This is a genomic window from Roseovarius arcticus, assembly GCF_006125015.1.
In the GTDB taxonomy this organism is placed as follows: domain Bacteria; phylum Pseudomonadota; class Alphaproteobacteria; order Rhodobacterales; family Rhodobacteraceae; genus Roseovarius; species Roseovarius arcticus.
In genome coordinates this window covers 365,198-381,606 of record NZ_SZZN01000001.1, presented here as the reverse complement: position 1 = coordinate 381,606, position 16,409 = coordinate 365,198, and the positions used below count along the sequence as shown (strand labels likewise).

At 61.2% G+C, this 16,409-nt stretch carries 17 protein-coding genes; 5 read left to right on the top strand and 12 right to left on the bottom strand.

Annotated elements, in window-relative coordinates; all coding sequences use genetic code 11:
• The first annotated feature begins 82 nt into the window (after positions 1-82).
• Together MK6180000_RS01850 and MK6180000_RS01845 are read left to right on the top strand one after the other, a co-directional pair.
• Positions 83-247, top strand: a complete 165-nt coding sequence (locus tag MK6180000_RS01850; RefSeq protein ID WP_138933186.1) for a cytochrome oxidase subunit III — start codon at positions 83-85, stop codon at positions 245-247.
• The gene (locus MK6180000_RS01845; protein ID WP_138933185.1) at positions 247-1,089 is read left to right on the top strand and encodes a DMT family transporter; all 843 of its coding nucleotides are present in this window, start codon (positions 247-249) and stop codon (positions 1,087-1,089) included. Before MK6180000_RS01850 ends, MK6180000_RS01845 begins: the two co-directional genes overlap by 1 nt.
• Positions 1,090-1,109: 20 nt before the next feature.
• On the opposite strand, the gene MK6180000_RS01840 is transcribed toward MK6180000_RS01845, so the two are convergent.
• The 11 genes from MK6180000_RS01840 to ybgC all read right to left on the bottom strand — a co-directional run bounded on the left by MK6180000_RS01840 (position 1,110) and on the right by ybgC (position 11,571).
• Positions 1,110-1,694, bottom strand: coding sequence for an MOSC domain-containing protein (locus MK6180000_RS01840; RefSeq protein WP_138933184.1), 585 nt, complete (start codon positions 1,692-1,694; stop codon positions 1,110-1,112).
• 127 nt (positions 1,695-1,821) lie between these two features.
• Positions 1,822-2,529, bottom strand: coding sequence for a methyltransferase domain-containing protein (locus tag MK6180000_RS01835; RefSeq protein WP_138936294.1), 708 nt, complete (start codon positions 2,527-2,529; stop codon positions 1,822-1,824).
• A gap of 80 nt (positions 2,530-2,609) precedes the next feature.
• Positions 2,610-4,529: an ATP-dependent zinc metalloprotease FtsH gene (gene ftsH / locus MK6180000_RS01830; protein WP_138933183.1), complete on the bottom strand. Its 1,920-nt coding sequence runs from the start codon at positions 4,527-4,529 to the stop codon at positions 2,610-2,612.
• A gap of 79 nt (positions 4,530-4,608) precedes the next feature.
• A complete protein-coding gene (gene tilS, locus MK6180000_RS01825; RefSeq protein WP_246040395.1) occupies positions 4,609-5,859 on the bottom strand; it encodes a tRNA lysidine(34) synthetase TilS in 1,251 nt (416 codons plus the stop codon).
• Positions 5,856-6,692, bottom strand: coding sequence for a tetratricopeptide repeat protein (locus MK6180000_RS01820; RefSeq protein WP_138933182.1), 837 nt, complete (start codon positions 6,690-6,692; stop codon positions 5,856-5,858). The genes tilS and MK6180000_RS01820 overlap by 4 nt, the downstream gene beginning before the upstream one ends.
• Positions 6,693-6,726: 34 nt before the next feature.
• Positions 6,727-7,245 (bottom strand): peptidoglycan-associated lipoprotein Pal, encoded by a 519-nt coding sequence (gene pal / locus MK6180000_RS01815; RefSeq protein WP_138933181.1) that lies wholly within the window; start codon positions 7,243-7,245, stop codon positions 6,727-6,729.
• Between the two features lie 117 nt (positions 7,246-7,362).
• Entirely contained in the window at positions 7,363-8,682 is a 1,320-nt protein-coding gene (gene tolB / locus MK6180000_RS01810) for a Tol-Pal system beta propeller repeat protein TolB (protein WP_425466819.1), read from the bottom strand.
• A complete protein-coding gene (locus MK6180000_RS01805) occupies positions 8,682-9,836 on the bottom strand; it encodes an energy transducer TonB (RefSeq protein ID WP_138933179.1) in 1,155 nt (384 codons plus the stop codon). Before MK6180000_RS01805 ends, tolB begins: the two co-directional genes overlap by 1 nt.
• A gap of 13 nt (positions 9,837-9,849) precedes the next feature.
• Positions 9,850-10,323 (bottom strand): protein TolR, encoded by a 474-nt coding sequence (tolR, locus tag MK6180000_RS01800; protein ID WP_138933178.1) that lies wholly within the window; start codon positions 10,321-10,323, stop codon positions 9,850-9,852.
• A gap of 3 nt (positions 10,324-10,326) precedes the next feature.
• Positions 10,327-11,022 carry a protein TolQ gene (gene tolQ / locus MK6180000_RS01795; protein ID WP_138933177.1) on the bottom strand — a complete coding sequence of 232 codons (696 nt, stop codon included), beginning with the start codon at positions 11,020-11,022 and terminating at the stop codon, positions 10,327-10,329.
• A gap of 114 nt (positions 11,023-11,136) precedes the next feature.
• On the bottom strand, positions 11,137-11,571 hold the full coding sequence (gene ybgC, locus MK6180000_RS01790) for a tol-pal system-associated acyl-CoA thioesterase (RefSeq protein WP_138933176.1): 435 nt from the start codon (positions 11,569-11,571) through the stop codon (positions 11,137-11,139).
• 225 nt (positions 11,572-11,796) lie between these two features.
• Here ybgC and MK6180000_RS01785 point away from each other — a divergent pair, with 225 nt between their 5' ends.
• The 3 genes from MK6180000_RS01785 (at position 11,797) to MK6180000_RS01775 (ending at position 14,957) form a co-directional block, all read left to right on the top strand.
• Positions 11,797-13,032: a metal-dependent hydrolase family protein gene (locus tag MK6180000_RS01785; RefSeq protein ID WP_138933175.1), complete on the top strand. Its 1,236-nt coding sequence runs from the start codon at positions 11,797-11,799 to the stop codon at positions 13,030-13,032.
• 127 nt (positions 13,033-13,159) lie between these two features.
• A complete protein-coding gene (locus tag MK6180000_RS01780; protein ID WP_138933174.1) occupies positions 13,160-14,320 on the top strand; it encodes an IS30 family transposase in 1,161 nt (386 codons plus the stop codon).
• 181 nt (positions 14,321-14,501) lie between these two features.
• Positions 14,502-14,957 carry a YqfO family protein gene (locus MK6180000_RS01775; protein WP_138933173.1) on the top strand — a complete coding sequence of 152 codons (456 nt, stop codon included), beginning with the start codon at positions 14,502-14,504 and terminating at the stop codon, positions 14,955-14,957.
• Positions 14,958-15,097: 140 nt separating this feature from the next.
• On the opposite strand, the gene MK6180000_RS01770 is transcribed toward MK6180000_RS01775, so the two are convergent.
• Positions 15,098-16,408: a TRAP transporter large permease gene (locus MK6180000_RS01770; protein WP_138933172.1), complete on the bottom strand. Its 1,311-nt coding sequence runs from the start codon at positions 16,406-16,408 to the stop codon at positions 15,098-15,100.
• Position 16,409: the final 1 nt, after the last annotated feature.

Genomic DNA, 16,409 nt, shown 5'->3' with positions numbered 1-16,409 from the left:
CAGCAATTGCATCTGTGGAATAATTATTTAACCTTGAGAATATCTCGAAAGATACCCCCAATCAACAAGAGCCTGCATGAACATGAGCGACCATCAAATCAATTTTCTCGGCTGGGTGTTATTTGTGATCTCGGCGATCGGATTCTGCATCGCCAGCATCGGGCATTTCTGGGCAATGTTCGGCTCCCTCTTCTTTCTGGTTGCGTGCCTCGTTTTCATGATCCCTTTCTTTCGCAATCCGCGCTGATGGCGTCTCTCGTCTTTGGCCTCATCGCCGCGCTCTGCTGGGGTATTCACGACATCTGCGTTCGCTTTGTCTCGCAGCGCGGCGGCATATTGCCAGCGCTAACGACTGTGCTGATCATCGGAACACTGATCATGGCACCAGCCACCCTCTTTGCTGGCAACTGGGCCGACATGACCGTGCGCGCGACCGCGCTTGCCGGCGCCAGCGGCGTGACCTTCACGCTCGCATACGTGGGCCTATACAATGCGTTCGCGATTGGGCCAGTGCGCCTCGTCGCGCCCATCATTGGTGCCTATCCAGTGCTTTCAGTCGGCTGGGCCGCGATGGCCGGACAGGCTGTGCCATTTGATCAGTGGCTGGCAGTGGGCGCCGTTGTTGCCGGGGTCGCGATTGTTGGTTTTCTGGTTGGCGAGGACGGCGGCAGCGCAAACAAGCGTGCGGCGATCCTCTGGGCAATATTAGGCGGCGCGGCCTTTGCTGCCACCTTTGCTCTGGGGCAGGCCGCCGCACATGCGGGCAGCGAAGTGCAGGTGATCATGGTCACGCGCCTTGCCGCCGTGGTATTCGCCACAACCCTGCTGGCGGCCACGGGCGGCATCCGCTTGCCCGCGCGCGGGACGTGGCCGCTGCTTGCCCTTATGGGGGCGTTGGATTGCATCGCTCTGGGCATCGTGATCGCAGCCGCAGGCATGGCGCGGCCCGAATTCGCGTCTGTCGCTGCGTCGACGTTTGGCATGATCACGGTCATCTTGGCTTGGGCGATATTGCGCGAGCGGATGACGCCCGGCCAGTGGGGCGGCGTCCTGCTGACCTTCGCGGCAATCGGCTATCTGGCTTTATAGATGCGCCGGACTGAACAGCCTTACCGATCGGGCGCCCACGCCCGTTGATCGGGCACAAAAAGGCGCAGACGATCCCCCAGTGCCATGCGGCCCTCACGTTCAACCCAGGCTGTCACACCGCGCCGTCCCTTGGCCGCAGTCTTGAACTTGGGGCCGCGGCCCGGATGATCCTTGTCGATCTCGCGGGCTGGATAAAGGCAGGGACGGTTGTGCATGTCGATCACAAGCGACGCACCGTCCGGCCCTTGAAGCCGCGCCGACGGGGCGACATGCGTGAAGTCGGGAATACCCTCGATCACCATCGACGCGCCCAGCCATGCGGGGTCTATCGCAGCCATATCCATGCGCTGCGCGATCTCTGCCAGTTCCTCGGTCGACACGATACTCAGTTGGCGGGTATTGGCAATCTCGGTGCCTTGGGGATACTGCGTCTTGACGCGCACGCATGATGGGCGCGTTAGCCCCGAGTGCATTTCGCCTGCCACCCCGGCATAGCTCAACTCCACCGCATCGCGCGGTGCCGAGCGGATGTTATCGCGCGCCTCAGGCACCGTGCCCAGCCATACAATGCGGGCGGTGTAGGCGGTCAATTTTTGGGCAGACATATATGCAGGCTCCGGCAACGTGGCATGTAGAGCGACATCTTCGCCGCCTGCGCGGGTCTGTCAAACGCAGATTGGTGATGCCGCCCATCGGGATCGTGCATAGCCAGAGGGTTCTAGGGCAGGTGCATCAAACCGTCAGCGTAAAGAACAACCGCCGAAACGGAAACAAGACCGATCCGTCACGGCGCACAGGATAGGCACTGCGCATGACCCCCTCGTAGCGGGCGATCAGGGCCGCACGCTCGTCCTCGTCCAGCGCATCCAGAACGGGGCGCGCGTATGTACTTTCGGTATAGCGCCGCACGGGATGGCTCTCGGCGTCGGCGCTCAGCCGCTGGTAATATTCAGTTTCCCACAGGCGAAAACGGCCCTTGTGCGCCAGTAAAACGTCATACTCGACAGGCGACAGGGTGCCCGGGCCCGCGCCCATATCAATCCTGCCCGGAAACAAATCTTCGGCCAGAGACAGCCACATCCGATGCGACGGCGCATTATTCTGGTGCGGCAACTGCACGGCCAACGTGCCGCCTTTGCCCAACATCGCAGCGAGTCGCGGCATCAGAGTGGCGTGATCATCCAACCAGTGCAGAACAGCATTTGAATAAATCAGGCCAGGCGCACGGCGCGGATGCCATTCGCGGATATCGGCCCGCCCAAGGCTGCTGTAGCCGCGCGACTGGCGCGCCTTTTCGAGCATAGCCGGCGATGCATCGACGCCGATTACGTCGCGGCCCATGGCGCGCTCGGCCAATGCGGTGCCCATCTGGCCGCCGCCGCAGCCCAAATCGACCACGTCGCCCGCACCCATCTGGTCAACTGCATTCAGCAGGTCCATCGCAGGGCGAAGGCGCAAATCCTGAAACCGCGCATAAGCGCGCGGATTCCAGTCAGTTTTTGCGGGATTTTCGGTCGTGGTCACGCTGTGGGTTCAGGCTCCATTCCGCCGCTACCGCTGCGCGGTGTCTTGGGTTTTGTCTTGGGGATTGCAGTGACTGATGGCGCGCTACCCTCGTCCGGGCCATCATCGCCATCAATGGGCTGGGGCGGCTCGCCGCGCGCGACGCGCTGGATTTCCTCGCCGGTCAGCGTCTCATACTCTAGCAGGCCCTCGGCCAGCCGCTGCCACTCATCCTTCTTCTCGGTCAGGATGCGGAACGCGGTGGCATATGCCTCATCAATCATGCGCTTGACCTCTTCCTCGATCAGCTCTTTGGTGCTGGCCGAGATTGAGAAGCTGCCGGCGCCATTGCCCATGTAGCCCTCATGCGCCTGCTGATAATCGATATTGCCGACCTTGTCGGACATCCCCCAGCGCAAAACCATGGCGCGTGCCAGCCCGCTGGCCTGCTGGATGTCACCAGCCGGGCCATTCGATACGTCATCCGCACCGTATTTGATAATCTCTGCGGCCTTGCCGGCCATCGTCATCGCCAGCTTTTGCTCGCACTCAGACTTGTGCCAATTCAGACGGTCAATTTCGGGCAAGCTAACGACCATACCCAGCGCACCACCGCGCGGAATAATCGTCGCTTTATAGACCGCATCGCATTTCGGCAGGGCCATTCCCACAATGGCGTGGCCCGCCTCGTGGAACGCGGTTTTTTCCTTTTGGTCGGCCGTCAGAACCATGCTGCGACGCTCTGCACCCATCATGACTTTGTCTTTGGCCGTCTCGAAATCCTCCATCGCGACAAAACGGCGACCTATACGTGCGGCCATCAAAGCCGCCTCATTGACGAGGTTCGCCAGATCCGCACCGGAAAAGCCGGGCGTGCCGCGCGCGATGATGCGCAGGTCGACGTCGGGGGCCAACGGCGTCTTGCGGGCGTGGACACCCAAGATTTTCTCGCGGCCCTTGATGTCGGGATTCGGGACCTCGACCTGACGGTCAAAGCGGCCGGGACGCAGCAGCGCAGGGTCCAGCACATCTTTGCGGTTCGTCGCCGCAACGATGATGACGCCCTCATTAGCCTCAAAGCCGTCCATTTCGACAAGAAGCTGGTTCAGCGTCTGCTCGCGCTCGTCATTACCGCCACCGTAACCGGCGCCGCGATGACGGCCCACAGCGTCAATTTCGTCGATGAACACGATGCAGGGGGCGTTTTTCTTGGCTTGCTCGAACATGTCGCGCACACGCGATGCGCCAACGCCCACGAACATCTCGACAAAGTCGGAGCCCGAGATGGTGAAGAAAGGCACGCCCGCCTCGCCCGCAATCGCGCGCGCCAGCAGGGTCTTACCAGTACCCGGAGGGCCAACAAGCAGTGCGCCCTTAGGAATTTGGCCGCCAAGACGGCTGAACTTTTGAGGGTTACGCAGGAATTCGACGATTTCCTCAAGCTCTTCTTTGGCCTCATCAATGCCGGCCACGTCGTCAAAGGTCACGCGTCCGCTCTTTTCGGTCAGCATCTTTGCCTTGGATTTGCCAAAGCCCATGGCACCGCCTTTGCCGCCGCCCTGCATCCGGTTCATGAAATAAATCCAGACACCAATCAGCAGCAAGAAGGGCAGCAACGACAGCAGGAACGTCTGAAATCCCGACTCTTCCTGCGCTTTGGCAGTCACCGGGACGCCCTTGTCGATCAGGGTCTGGGTGACATCGGCATCAGCAGGTTTGACTGCGACATAATCTTTGCCGTCCGTCTTGCGGAACTGGATACTCTCGCCATCTAGCGTAACGTTGGTGACGGCATCGTCGTTCACTGCCGTGACGAACTCGGAATATTTCACCGATTGACTCTGAAGCGCGCCGCCAGAGCCGCTGAAGAGGTTGAACAGCGCCAGGACCAGCAGGAACAAAACCAGCCAGAAAGCGATATTACGTGCGTTGCCCAAGGAATCTCTCCTAAACTTTCGGAAGCCCGGCACATAGCACGCGGGCGTTATGTCTTAAATAGAGATCATGTCCCCATCTTCAATGCGATAATAGCACAGCTTGCAAATCAGCGGCAGTACGATCCAGCCGGGCGGACATCCCATTTGCATATCCGGCGAGCGGGGCAGCCACCAGCGTCTGGCCGATCCAGAGCGCGGGAGTGGTATCAACCGAATGGGCAGGAAGGCCGCTTTCGCGCCACTCTGCGCACATTTTGCGCCCATCAGGCCCGAGCGCGCCCACCGCCGCGCCCTCTACAGCCGGGCCATCTAGATGCCATCGATTGTCCCACAGCGCGCCCTGCGGAACGCGCTCTGCGGCAATTGCGGCAAATTCGCGCGCCAGACGGATACTGCCACCGCTTTGTGTGATCCGGCAGCCCGCCAGCGTACCGCCCTGCCCGGCATCAAGGCGCGCCAGCATCCGCGTCACGTCAGGCCCGCGCGCGCCGTAGCCCGGCCCGGTGATCCAGCCAAGCCCGGCTTGCAGAATGCGCCGCGCGATATCAGGGCGCAGTGCGCCAAAGGGGGCAGCCTCAAGCAGCAGGTCGCCATGTTCAAAGCTGGCGATTTGCGCCACCTCTCGCGCCGCATAATAGCCCAGCGTGTCGCTCGCCTCGCGCAGGTGGTGCGCGACGTCCGATAGCGCGTCGGCAGTTATACAGGCCGGCGCCAGAGCTTCTAGCGCGCGGCGGGTCTGCGTCCGGCGATAGCGCGCGTCCGTGTTTGTCGGATCGTCGATCCAAGCGATTGCCCTGGCGTCCAGATAGCTGCGTAAGTCGGCGCGGTGCGCATGCAAAAGTGGGCGGTGCAGCGTCACCCCGCCCTCTTGCCGCCGTGCCTGCATAGCAGCCAGCCCGTCCACCCCGGCGCGCCGGGCCAGGCGCATCAGCAATGTTTCGGCTACGTCATCCGCCGTATGGCCCAGCGCAATCCCGTCAAGGCCGCGATCCTGCGCCCAATTTGCCATCAGCGCATAGCGCGCAACGCGGGCGGCCGCGGGCAGGTTCCCTTGCCCGTCCCAGCCAGTCCATTCCAATGTATCATGCGGAATGCCTAGCCCCGCGCAGATGTCTGCGACCTGCGCCGCCTCCCCCGCCGACGCGGCGCGCAGGCCATGATCTACAGTCACGCAACGCAGCGGAGCACCGCGCCATTCGGCCATCAAATGCAGTAGCGCAAGCGAATCGCTACCGCCCGACACGGCAATTCCGAGCGGGCGGGTATCGTTCTGAAAATGGGTCGAAATTAGCGTGTGCAAATCACCGCTGCGCACGCCTTTGGCGCTCACTGGCAGGCGAGGGTTTGCATTTCAACGCGGGCGTCATTCGCGGGGACGGTCCCAGTAAAACGTGTCTCAACCTCGCGCAGTGTCTGGCAGGCGGCATCGCGCTGGTTCAGCTTGCCCAATGCGCGGCCAAGCCGATAAAGCGCCTCGGGCGCGTCCGGTCCGGCCTTGTCCGCCGAAAATCCGTCGAGATAGGACTTTGCTGCTTGCTTCATATCGCCGCCCGCCTCAAGCGCCTTGCCGCGCGCAAGAAAGGCACGCGGGGCAAGCGGGCTGCCCGGGTAGTTATCCAGAAAGTTTGTGTATTTCTGCACCGCGTCCGTATTGTCACCTGACGTCATCGCAGCCTCGGCAGCATCGAAATCGGCCTTTTCGCCGACCGCCATAGGCTCAATCAAGGGGGTGTCGGTCTGCGCTGGCTGAATTGCGGAAACACCTCCGGATGATGGCAGGTCACCGCCGCCCAGTGTCGTCGTCTCGCCCAGTTTTGACGTGTCGCCTCCCTCTAGCTCAACCAGCCGGAACTCCAAATCGCCAACACGGTTGGTGCCGTCGCTGACCACCCGGTCTATACGTTGTTGCATCTCTTCGGTGCGGGCGGTCAGGCGCTGCAATTCGCCCTCGATCGCGCCGACCCGGTCAAGTACCGAGCCGGACACGTTCAACTGGCCTGTCGCGCCTGTCGTGCTGAGTTCGCGGCGCAGTTTTTGCACCTCGACATAGAGCACCGAGAGCTCCTGCCGGATATCGGCCAGCGTCTCGGACTTGCCTTGCGCATGGGCGGGCGCGGCTAGGGCGATGGTGGCTGTCAGTATCAGTGCGGCGATGCGGCGCATGGGAGGCTCCGGTACTTAGGATCGTTTCAGGGACTTAGCTGTTGGGCGAGGCGGAAATGACCGTCACGGCGCGGCGGTTCTGGGCATAGCACGCCTCGTTGCTGCAAATCTCGATCGGGCGCTCTTTGCCATAGCTGACGGTGCGCAGCCGCGAGGCGGGTACGCCTTGGGTCAGCAGATATTCCTGCACCGAATTGGCGCGACGCGCGCCCAACGCGAGGTTGTATTCACGTGTGCCTTGCTCGTCCGCGTGGCCCTCAACCACCGCATTATAGTCGCGGTTCGTCAGCAGCCATTGCGCCTGTCCGTCCAGCGTGCGCTGTGCGTCGGGCGTCAGGTTGTAGGTGTCGATCACAAACAGGATCCGGTCGCCGACAGTCTGCTGGAAATACGCAGGCGAGGTCGGATCGCTGGCCGAGCCAGCCATACCAGCGCCATTCGCGCCAATGCCACCATTTAGCCCGGCAGCGTCGTCGCCGAAGCGGTCAGGATTGGTACATGCCGCCAGTGACAGGCCGGCGCAGATAAGGATCATCGTCTTGAGTAAAGTCATGCTGTTGCCTCGCGGTAAGTTGGGGTGCGCAGACTGCGCGTGTCGTTTTGTTTTATCTATCACAGCGCGCGGCCCAAGGGAAACGCCGCGCGCCTGAATTCTGATGTGGCCCTGCGCCTATTGCAGCGGCGACCACGACGGATCGCTCGCGGCGCCCGCCGTGTCGACGCGGCGCAGGTTGCGCCCGGTAATATCGACCGAATAAAGCCCTGCCTGCCCCTGTTCGCCCTGTGTCTCGCGGGTGAACATGATGACGCGGCCATTGGGCGCCCACGTCGGCCCCTCGTCCAGAAACGATGCAGTTAGCAGACGCTCTTCGCTGCCGTCGGTACGCATGACGCCGATGTGAAAGCGGCTCTTTGACTGCTTGGTAAAGGCGATCAGATCACCGCGGGGCGACCAGACAGGCGTGCCGTAATTGCCATCACCGTTTGAGATACGCCGCGCCTCGCCGCCGCCCGAACTCATCACATACAGCTGATTGCTGCCCGAGCGGTCACTCTCGAACACAATCTGCGCGCCATCGGGGCTAAAGCTGGGCGCGGTTTCGATGGACGGCGCGCTGGTCATGCGCTGGCTGCCACCCGATCCGATGTTCATGGTGTAGATGTCCGTGTTGCCACCCGCCTCCAGCGAATAGACTACCGTCTGCCCGTTAGGCGAAAAACGGGGTGCAAAGCTCATCGTGGCCTCTTGGGTGGGCAATTGGCGGCGGCTGACATTGGCCACGTCCAGCACGTAGATCTTGGGAAATCCGCTCTCGTAACTGGTATAGAGAATGCGGTCGCCCGTGGGCGAGAAGCGCGGCGCCAGCACCAGCGACGACGAATCCGTCAGGTAGGTAGTGTTCGCACCGTCGTAATCCATAATCGCGAGCCGCTTGGCACGCTGATCCTTTGGCCCGGTTTCGGCCACATAGACGACGCGGCTGTCGAAATACCCGCCCTCGCCGGTAATGCGGCTATAAACCTGATCGGCAATCTTGTGCGCAATGCGGCGCCAGCCGTCCTGAGTGCCGACGAATTGTTGCCCGCTGCCCAGCTCTTGGCCGGCAAAGACATCCCAGACGCGGAATTGGACGGTCAGGCGGCCCGATGCGTCCACATCGACCGCGCCAGTCACGAGGGCCTGCGCATTGACCGCCTTCCAATCGGCGAACTGCACCGGGCTGGAAAAGCTGGTGATGCGGCTGATATGTGCGCTGGCCGGGATTTCCCGGAACAGGCCGGTGCCGCTAAGGTCGGCAGAGATGAGGCTCGATATGTCTTGCGCCGCCTGACCGCCCGATCCTGTCCCGACAAAGGCCGGGACAGCGAATGGCAGGGGCTCAATCACGCCTTCGGTGATCTCAAGCCTGAGAGGCCCGCTCTGCGCGGTGGCAGAAAGGGCAGTGAGCGTCGTCAGAAGAAGGGCCAGCAGGGCCGTGAATCGCGCCATCATTTGATCCTCATGTTCTCAGGGTTGAATACCAGTTCCACGTTGCGCCAAGACGCATATTTTTCAGCCGGTAGGCCAAAGCCGCGCGCGCCGCAACGGATGATCGCACGGCGGGCTGCCTCATACGCCTGACTGGCCGAGCCGTCGGTGCCGCCGCTTGAGTCTAGCATACGAATGCTGCTGTCGATTGGGCGCGCGTCCTCGGACATTTCAAAGGCGACGGTGACGGTGGTGTTCAGCGCGTCAGAGCTAAGCGAGCCTGTGTTCCAGCAATTTTGAACGGCGACGCGCAAGCCATCCTTTTCGCCCGCCGTCAGGGGCGGACCTGCATTGATCGAGGGCTCAGGTGTGTCCGCAGCGCCGCCCAGCGCGGCCGCCAACGCATCCTCAACGCTGCTTGTGTCGGTGGCAGGCGCCGGAACGGGATCAGCCGCCTCTGGCTGTGCGGCGTCAGCAGTCTGGGTCTGCGCCTCGGGCTGCGGATCAGGCTGGGGCGTTGGCCTCAGTTGCTCGGGCCGCGTTTTGGGACGGACTGAATTCAACGGCGCGGCCTCTTCGACCTCTTCGGCCTCCGTCACGATCTCGGTCGCGGCAGCCTCAGGCGCGGTAGCGTCGGCCTCCTCGCGGGGCGTCTCGGCGGTCTCGTCCGGCACGGCCTCTTCGCGGACCACATCATCGACGGTGCTGTCGGGCGCTGGCGGGTCGACCTGCTGAGGCGCCACACGCTCGGCGGGGCGTTGCTGCGGGCGCGGTGAGGTTTCCGGCACTAGTGCGGCAATGTCCTCGGATGGCGGCTCAATGACCGGGGCCTCATCGGCGACCTCGGCTTGCTGCGCCTGGGCGGGCGGCTGTGGCGCGGGATCGGGGATGGCCTCGGCCGTGGTGTCGGGCTGGGGCGCGGCGGGCGCTGTATCGGCCTCGCTGCTCAGATCTGGTGAGTCCTGCGGCACGTCAGGCGCGGCGGGCGGGGATACTTCGCTGGTCTGTTCAGGCGAATTGCTACGCGCGATGATCGCCGCATACTCCTCAGAACTGACGGCAGTCACCTTGGTCACGTCAAAATCCAACGGCTTGGACGGAAAGGCCCCGCCAAACAGAATCCAAGCGATCAGGCCGAGATGGCCTGCGCCCGATATGATCTGACCTGTGTTCACGCGGCCGCCCGCCTCAGCCGTCCGGCGCGTCCAGCGCCGGGCCGCCGATGTCCGTCACTAGGCCAATATCGTCAAAGCCGCCGCGATTGAGCGCGCCCATGACCTGCACAACGTCGGCGTAGGGCACTGCGCCATCGGCACGCAAAAACACCCGATTGCTGTCGCGCTCGGCCGCGATGGCGCGCAGGCGGCCGATCAGCTCGTCGCGGGCAATCTCGGTGGTTTGAATGGACACGGTGCCGTCCGCTGTAATCGTGATTGTCAGCGGCTCCTCCTGCTCGCCCGGCAGCGAATTGGCCGCCGTTTTCGGCAACTCAACCGGCACGCCGACTGTCATAAGCGGCGCCGCGACCATGAAAATGATCAGCAGCACCAGCATCACGTCGACAAATGGCGTGACGTTAATCTCGGACATCGGGCGCGCACGGCTGCGTCCGCGCCTGCGCCGCTTGCCTCCGCCTGACCCTTGAACCACTCCTGCACCCATGACCTAGCTATCCAACTGGCGGCTAAGGATGGTGGCAAACTCGTCTGCAAACGCCTCGTAGCCCGCAACAATGCGATCGCTGTCCGCGCTCAGCTTGTTGTAGAAAATGACTGCGGGAATAGCTGCCAGCAGGCCCAGTGCAGTAGCCAGCAATGCCTCGGCGATGCCGGGCGCGACGACGGCGAGGCTGGTGTTCTGCGATGCGGCAATGCCGATAAACGCGTGCATAATGCCCCAGACCGTGCCGAACAGACCAACGAAAGGCGCAGTGGAGCCGACGGTTGCCAATACTGACAGGCCCGATTGCATCGACTCAGATTCTTTGGCAATGGCCACGTCCATGCTGCGGTCAATGCGCGCGGTCGCGCCTGCGATCATACCGCCGTCGTTGCGGTGACTGCGCCGCCATTCCATCATGCCCGACGCAAATATGCGCTGCGACTGTCCGTCCGGCTCGGTTCCGATCTGCTCAAACAGCTCGTCCAGAGGCTCGCCCGACCAGAACAGGCGATCAAACGTCTCGGCCTCAGTGCGGGCCTTGCGATACAAAATCAGCTTTTGCACGATAATTGCCCACGCCCAGAAGGACGCGAGGATCAGCATAAACATGACCAATTTCACGACGAACGTGGCCTGCGCGAACATCCCCCACATGGAGAAATCGATGTCCTGCGCGAGTGCGAGGGTTTCTGCTTCCATTGCCTGCTCTTTTTTTACGCGGCCACTGACGGGCCTGCCTTGTTTGCGGGGAAACTAGCCGATCATTCGCGTGAAAGCCAATGAGATCGCTGTGATACAGGCAATTTTTAGCGCCTAGTGCAAAATCAGGCGGATATTCGCCGGAAGTCGCGCAGGATGCCCGGTATCGGTGACGCAGACGATGGTAACGGTGGCCGAGAATATCGTGTCAGCCCCGCGCATCACATCCTGCCGTAGGACCAGCCGCGCACCGGTGACCCCGCCGATACGCGTCAGTACCTCCAGCCGCTCATCAAAGCGCGCGGCAAGCAGGTAGTCGCATTCTATCCGGCGCACGGCAAAAATCAGGCCGTCTTCTTCCTTCATGGCGCGCTGGTCGACGCCCATCTCGCGCACCCAATCACTGCGCGCCCGCTCAATGAACTTGAGATAGTTGGCGTGATAAACGATGCCGCCCATATCCGTATCCTCGTAGTAAACCCGGATATCAAAGCGGTGCGGCGGCGCTGTACTGGCAGCATCATGAGGACGTGTCGTGGTTTGGGCCATAGCGGCGGGCCTTTCCTGAATTCAGCGCCCCCGGTTAAAGCATGTTTGCGCGCGCCGTCCAATGCGCACCATTTAACCCAAGCGGGCCCGTCCACGCAGGCTTTACCCTTGGCCGCGTCTGTGCTGTTATCCAACTTACCAGCAGCGCTGTCTGCAACTGCATTTTCCTCGGCTACCGCCAGTCGGCAGGCGCCGGTCCGCAACCTACAAAGGGATTCACTCATCATGACCTCATTGCTGCTTAAAAACGCGCGCATCGTCGATGGCACGGCCACCCAGCCGGGCGATCCGGTGGACATCGCTATCGAAGACGGCCGCTTCGTCGAGGTGGGCGCAGGCACCAAATTCGATGCGGAGGAAACGCTGGACCTGAAGGGCCAGATCGTGATGCCGGGCCTGATCGACTGCCACGTCCACGTCATCGCTACGACCGCCGATCTCGCCACTAATGCCGAGTTGCCAAATTCGTGGATCGCGCTGAAATCGGCCCAGATGATGAAGGCGATGCTGATGCGCGGCTTTACCACCGTCCGCGATCTGGGCGGCGCCGACCGGGGCCTGCAAAAGGCCCAAGAAGACGGGCTAATAGACGCGCCGCGCCTCGTGATCTGCGGCAAGGCGCTGTCGCAGACCGGCGGGCATACCGACTACCGCGGTCCCTATCACAGCCGCGATGTGCGCTACTACGAGGGCAAGCTAGGCTCGATGGGCCGTGTGCTGGACGGCGTTGACGCCATGCGCGCCGCCTGCCGCGAAGAGCTGAAAGGCGGCGCGCAATTCATCAAGATCATGGCCGACGGGGGCGTGTCCTCCCCCTCCGATCCGGTCGGATATCTGGTGTTTTCGGTGGATGAGTTGAAAGCAGCCGTCGAGGTTGCCAAGGGCTTTGGTACCTATGTGTCGGGCCACCTTTATGATGACCGGGCCATCGTCCGCGCACTGGATTGCGGCATCGAGTGCGTCGAGCATGGCAACCTGATGAGCGACGACACCATCGCCCGCATCGCCCGCGAGGGGCAGGTCGTCGTGCCGACGAACATCACCTACGACCGGCTGGCGAAAACTGGCGCCGAATATGGCCTGCCCGCCGAGTCCGTCGCCAAGATTGCCGACGTGCGCGAAGCCGGGCTGGAGCGTCTGGCCAAGATGTACAAGGCCGGCGTAACGGTCGGCTACGGCTCGGACCTCTTGGGCGGGATGCAGCCGCACCAGTCGGGCGAGTTCCCCCTGCGCGGGCAGTACATCCCCGCCGATGCCGTCATCCGCTCAGCTACCGTGGATGCCGCAAAGGTCCTGCGCATGGAGGGCGAGTTGGGCGTAATCGCGCCGGGCGCACATGCCGATCTGATCGTGGTAGACGGCAATCCGCTAGATGATCTGAACCTGCTAACCGAACAGGGCGCGCACATGCCGCTGATTATGCAGGGCGGCGTGGCAAAGAAGAAGGCGGCGGGGTTGTAAGGGTCCGGGGCGGGCTTCGGCCTGCCCTTTGGCGCGTAGGACTATTAAGGTTAATGTCCGCTAAGTGGGGTGGTCTCAACAGGTGGACGCAACACTTTAATCTTTAGGAAGAGATGGAGTGTTGGCAATGAAGTATCGTACCAGGATTTACTATTCGGCTGAGCAACGTGCGGATATCTGGGATCGTTGGCAGCGTGGCGAGTCGATGAGATCGATTGGACGGGTTTTTGACCGTCAGTCATCATCGGTGTTCTCAGTGATTTCCCCGACAGGAGGCATTCGCCCGCCAGATCGAATACGCGGAAAGTTTGCTCTTTGTCTTTCGGAACGCGAAGAGATCTCGCGCGGTCTGAGTATGAAGCAGTCCCTTCGTATGATCGCGCGCCAGTTGGGTCGCGCACCCTCGACGATCAGCCGGGAGGTCCGGCGCAATGGTGGCGTTGCGGGTTATCGTGCGACGGCATCAGATCAGGCGGCATGGAACCGTGCTCTGCGCCCAAAGATATGTAAGCTGGCTTGCCACCCAGCATTGGCCCACGCAGTATCAGCAAAGCTACGGCGTAAGTGGTCTCCCGAGCAGATTGCGGGCTGGCTCAAACGCGCGTTCCCGAGAGAGGCGCACAAACAGGTGTCACACGAGACGATCTATCGAAGCCTTTATATTCAAGCGCGCGGCGTGCTGAAGAAGGAGTTGCTTGAGCACTTGCGCGCCAAACGCACAGTCCGCCGCTCCAGACACGCAAGCCTCAAACGCAATGGTCTTGGTCAAATTAAAGACGCTGTATCGATCAGTGAAAGGCCCGCAGCTGTCGAGGATCGTGCCGTACCGGGGCACTGGGAAGGTGACTTGATTGGCGGCTCCAAGAACAGCTATGTTGCGACGCTTGTCGAGCGCCAGTCACGATATGTCATGCTGGTCAAAGTCGCTAACAAAGACACCGAAAGCGTCATCTCAGGGCTCATCAAGTCAGCTCAGAGACTACCCCGCGAACTCTACAAATCTCTGACATGGGATCGCGGCAAAGAGCTGGCGGATCACCCACGCCTGACCATGGCAACTGACGTCGACGTCTACTTTTGCGACCCTCAGTCACCGTGGCAACGCGGATCAAACGAAAATACCAACCGGCTTTTGAGGCAGTATTTACCAAGAGGAACAGACTTATCCGTCCATTCTCAAGCAAAACTCAGCGCAATCGCGAGGCAGTTGAACGAACGCCCCCGCAAGACCTTGCAATACCAAACCCCAGCGGAGAAGTTTGCGGAGTGTGTTGCGTCGATCAGTTGAGATCGCCGGACGAAGCTGCCGTAAGTCGTGAACAAAGGAATGGCCGCTTCATAATATACCTTGGCCATGCGAACTTGCTACGCAACAAGCACTGCTCAATTGTTTGGCCGCTTGGCAACTCGAGACCATCCTTGACTTATCGCAAGCAAATGTTCTTAATTTGTTCTGATTGGAGATTGCAATGACAACCAAGCATGTACTCGACGGCTTCGATATGGCCCCGGCCACTCTAGAACGAGAGTGGGTAGTTACGATTGATACGCCAACGGGTGGGGTTGAACCCGTCTTGATCGCATTGGGAAAAGAATTGCCTTTAACACAAGGTCCGTATGATAACTGTATGTTTGTAAGGGAAAATGGTTATCAGAGATTTCGCGCGCTCGAAGGATCTCATGCCGGTGCAGAAGGCACGATTCAAAAAACCGCCGCTCAGCAGATCGTCTTCTCCCTGCCGTGTGACCCCGATTTGCTCCGCAGGGCTTTCGACGTCATCTTCTCAGTTCATGTCAACGAAGAGCCAACCATCCGGGTAGAGGAGGTTTGGGGCAGTCGCTCAAAGCTCTTGGACGATAAGGACAATCCTAACCGGTACTGGAACCGCCCGGATGCGGCCGAACTTCATGGAGATGCCGAATAATATCTCGGTGGTTGGATCAGAAGTTTGCTGCCATTCGGAGAAAGCGCAGCATCGAGAGCTACGGGCTCAAAGCAGTCGCTCGGCCAATTGAGTGACCTGTCCATATCTGCCCCAACCTTAGCCGGACAAGCGCCTCCCGTTCAGCGAAACGCCAGTGAGGGCAGCCAGAGTGACATGGCAGGGATCATGATGATCAAAATAAGCGTCAGAATATCCATCACGATGAACCACGCGACGCCCTTGAACACCTCCGGTAGGGTCACGAGGTTTCCCAGCGCGCCCTTTATCACATAGACGTTCAGGCCTATGGGGGGCGTGACGAGGCCGACCTCCAGCAGCTTGATCACGATGATGCCGAACCACACCAGATCCAGGCCCGCGCCCTGCACCAGCGGCAGGACCAAGGGCAGCGTCAGCAGCAAAAGGCCAATGGAATCAATCAGCATTCCGAGGACGAGGTAGAGCAGCGCGACTGCAAAGAGGATCCACCAGACATTATCGCTGACACTGAGAATCACGTCTGCAAACGCTTGCGGCAGGCCCGACAGCGCGAGAAAGCGGGTAAAGAACACCGATCCGATCAGGATGATAAAAATGCCCGTCGTGCTGATCGCCGTCTGGACCAGCGCATCGCGCAGCGCAATCCATGTGAACGATCCGCGCACAATCGCGATCAGCGTGGCAACGGCGGCGCCTATCGCGCCTGCTTCGGTCGGGGAAAACACGCCGGCGAAAATACCGCCCAGCACCGAGAAAATCAGCAGCGGCAGCGGCCAGATGTCCTTGACCGCCGCGATCTTTTCCTCGCGGCTGATGTCCTCTTGGACAACGCCGGCCAGCGACGGCTTTAACTTTACCCGCGTGACGATCATCACCATGTAAATCAACGCCGACACCACGCCGGGGATGAACCCGGCGAGAAAGAGCTGCCCCACCGATACCTGCGCATAAACACCGTACAAAATTAGCAGGACGCTGGGCGGAATAAGCGAGCCGAGCGTACCGGAAGCCGCGATCGTGCCGGTCGCCAACCCCTTGTCATACTTAGCCTTCAGCATCTCAGGCACGGCGATGCGCGACATCGCCGCCGCCGTTGCCACGCTGGACCCGGAGGCAGCAGCAAAAAACGCGCAAGCCGCGACGGATGCCACGGCCAGCCCGCCGGGCAAGCGCACAAGCACCACCTTGAGCGAGACAAAGAGGCTCTTGGTCATGTCGGTCGTGGTGCAGATATAGCCCATCAGCAGAAACATCGGCGCTGCAGTCAGCTCCCACTGGCCAACGAAATCGAAGGGCGTGGCGCTGATCATGCCCCACGCAACATTCATCGAAATCATCGCCGCGATGCCAAAGATGGACACAAGGCCCAGCGTCAGGCCAATCGGTACCCTCAGCGCGATCATGGCCAGCGCGGTCAGCGTGCCGATGACACCAATATCCAGATTGCTCATG

Excerpts from the sequence above, each read along its gene's own strand:
- MK6180000_RS01775 (WP_138933173.1), top strand. The coding sequence starts at position 14,502 with ATGACAACCAAGCATGTACTCGACGGCTTCGATATGGCCCCGGCCACT.
- ybgC (WP_138933176.1), bottom strand. The coding sequence starts at position 11,571 with ATGGCCCAAACCACGACACGTCCTCATGATGCTGCCAGTACAGCGCCG.
- MK6180000_RS01850 (WP_138933186.1), top strand. The coding sequence starts at position 83 with ATGAGCGACCATCAAATCAATTTTCTCGGCTGGGTGTTATTTGTGATC.
- MK6180000_RS01785 (WP_138933175.1), top strand. The coding sequence starts at position 11,797 with ATGACCTCATTGCTGCTTAAAAACGCGCGCATCGTCGATGGCACGGCC.
- tolR (WP_138933178.1), bottom strand. The coding sequence starts at position 10,323 with ATGGGTGCAGGAGTGGTTCAAGGGTCAGGCGGAGGCAAGCGGCGCAGG.
- MK6180000_RS01835 (WP_138936294.1), bottom strand. The coding sequence starts at position 2,529 with ATGGACCTGCTGAATGCAGTTGACCAGATGGGTGCGGGCGACGTGGTC.
- pal (WP_138933181.1), bottom strand. The coding sequence starts at position 7,245 with ATGACTTTACTCAAGACGATGATCCTTATCTGCGCCGGCCTGTCACTG.
- MK6180000_RS01780 (WP_138933174.1), top strand. The coding sequence starts at position 13,160 with ATGAAGTATCGTACCAGGATTTACTATTCGGCTGAGCAACGTGCGGAT.
- tolQ (WP_138933177.1), bottom strand. The coding sequence starts at position 11,022 with ATGGAAGCAGAAACCCTCGCACTCGCGCAGGACATCGATTTCTCCATG.
- tolB (WP_425466819.1), bottom strand. The coding sequence starts at position 8,682 with ATGGCGCGATTCACGGCCCTGCTGGCCCTTCTTCTGACGACGCTCACT.
- MK6180000_RS01770 (WP_138933172.1), bottom strand. The coding sequence starts at position 16,408 with ATGAGCAATCTGGATATTGGTGTCATCGGCACGCTGACCGCGCTGGCC.
- MK6180000_RS01820 (WP_138933182.1), bottom strand. The coding sequence starts at position 6,692 with ATGCGCCGCATCGCCGCACTGATACTGACAGCCACCATCGCCCTAGCC.
- MK6180000_RS01845 (WP_138933185.1), top strand. The coding sequence starts at position 247 with ATGGCGTCTCTCGTCTTTGGCCTCATCGCCGCGCTCTGCTGGGGTATT.
- MK6180000_RS01840 (WP_138933184.1), bottom strand. The coding sequence starts at position 1,694 with ATGTCTGCCCAAAAATTGACCGCCTACACCGCCCGCATTGTATGGCTG.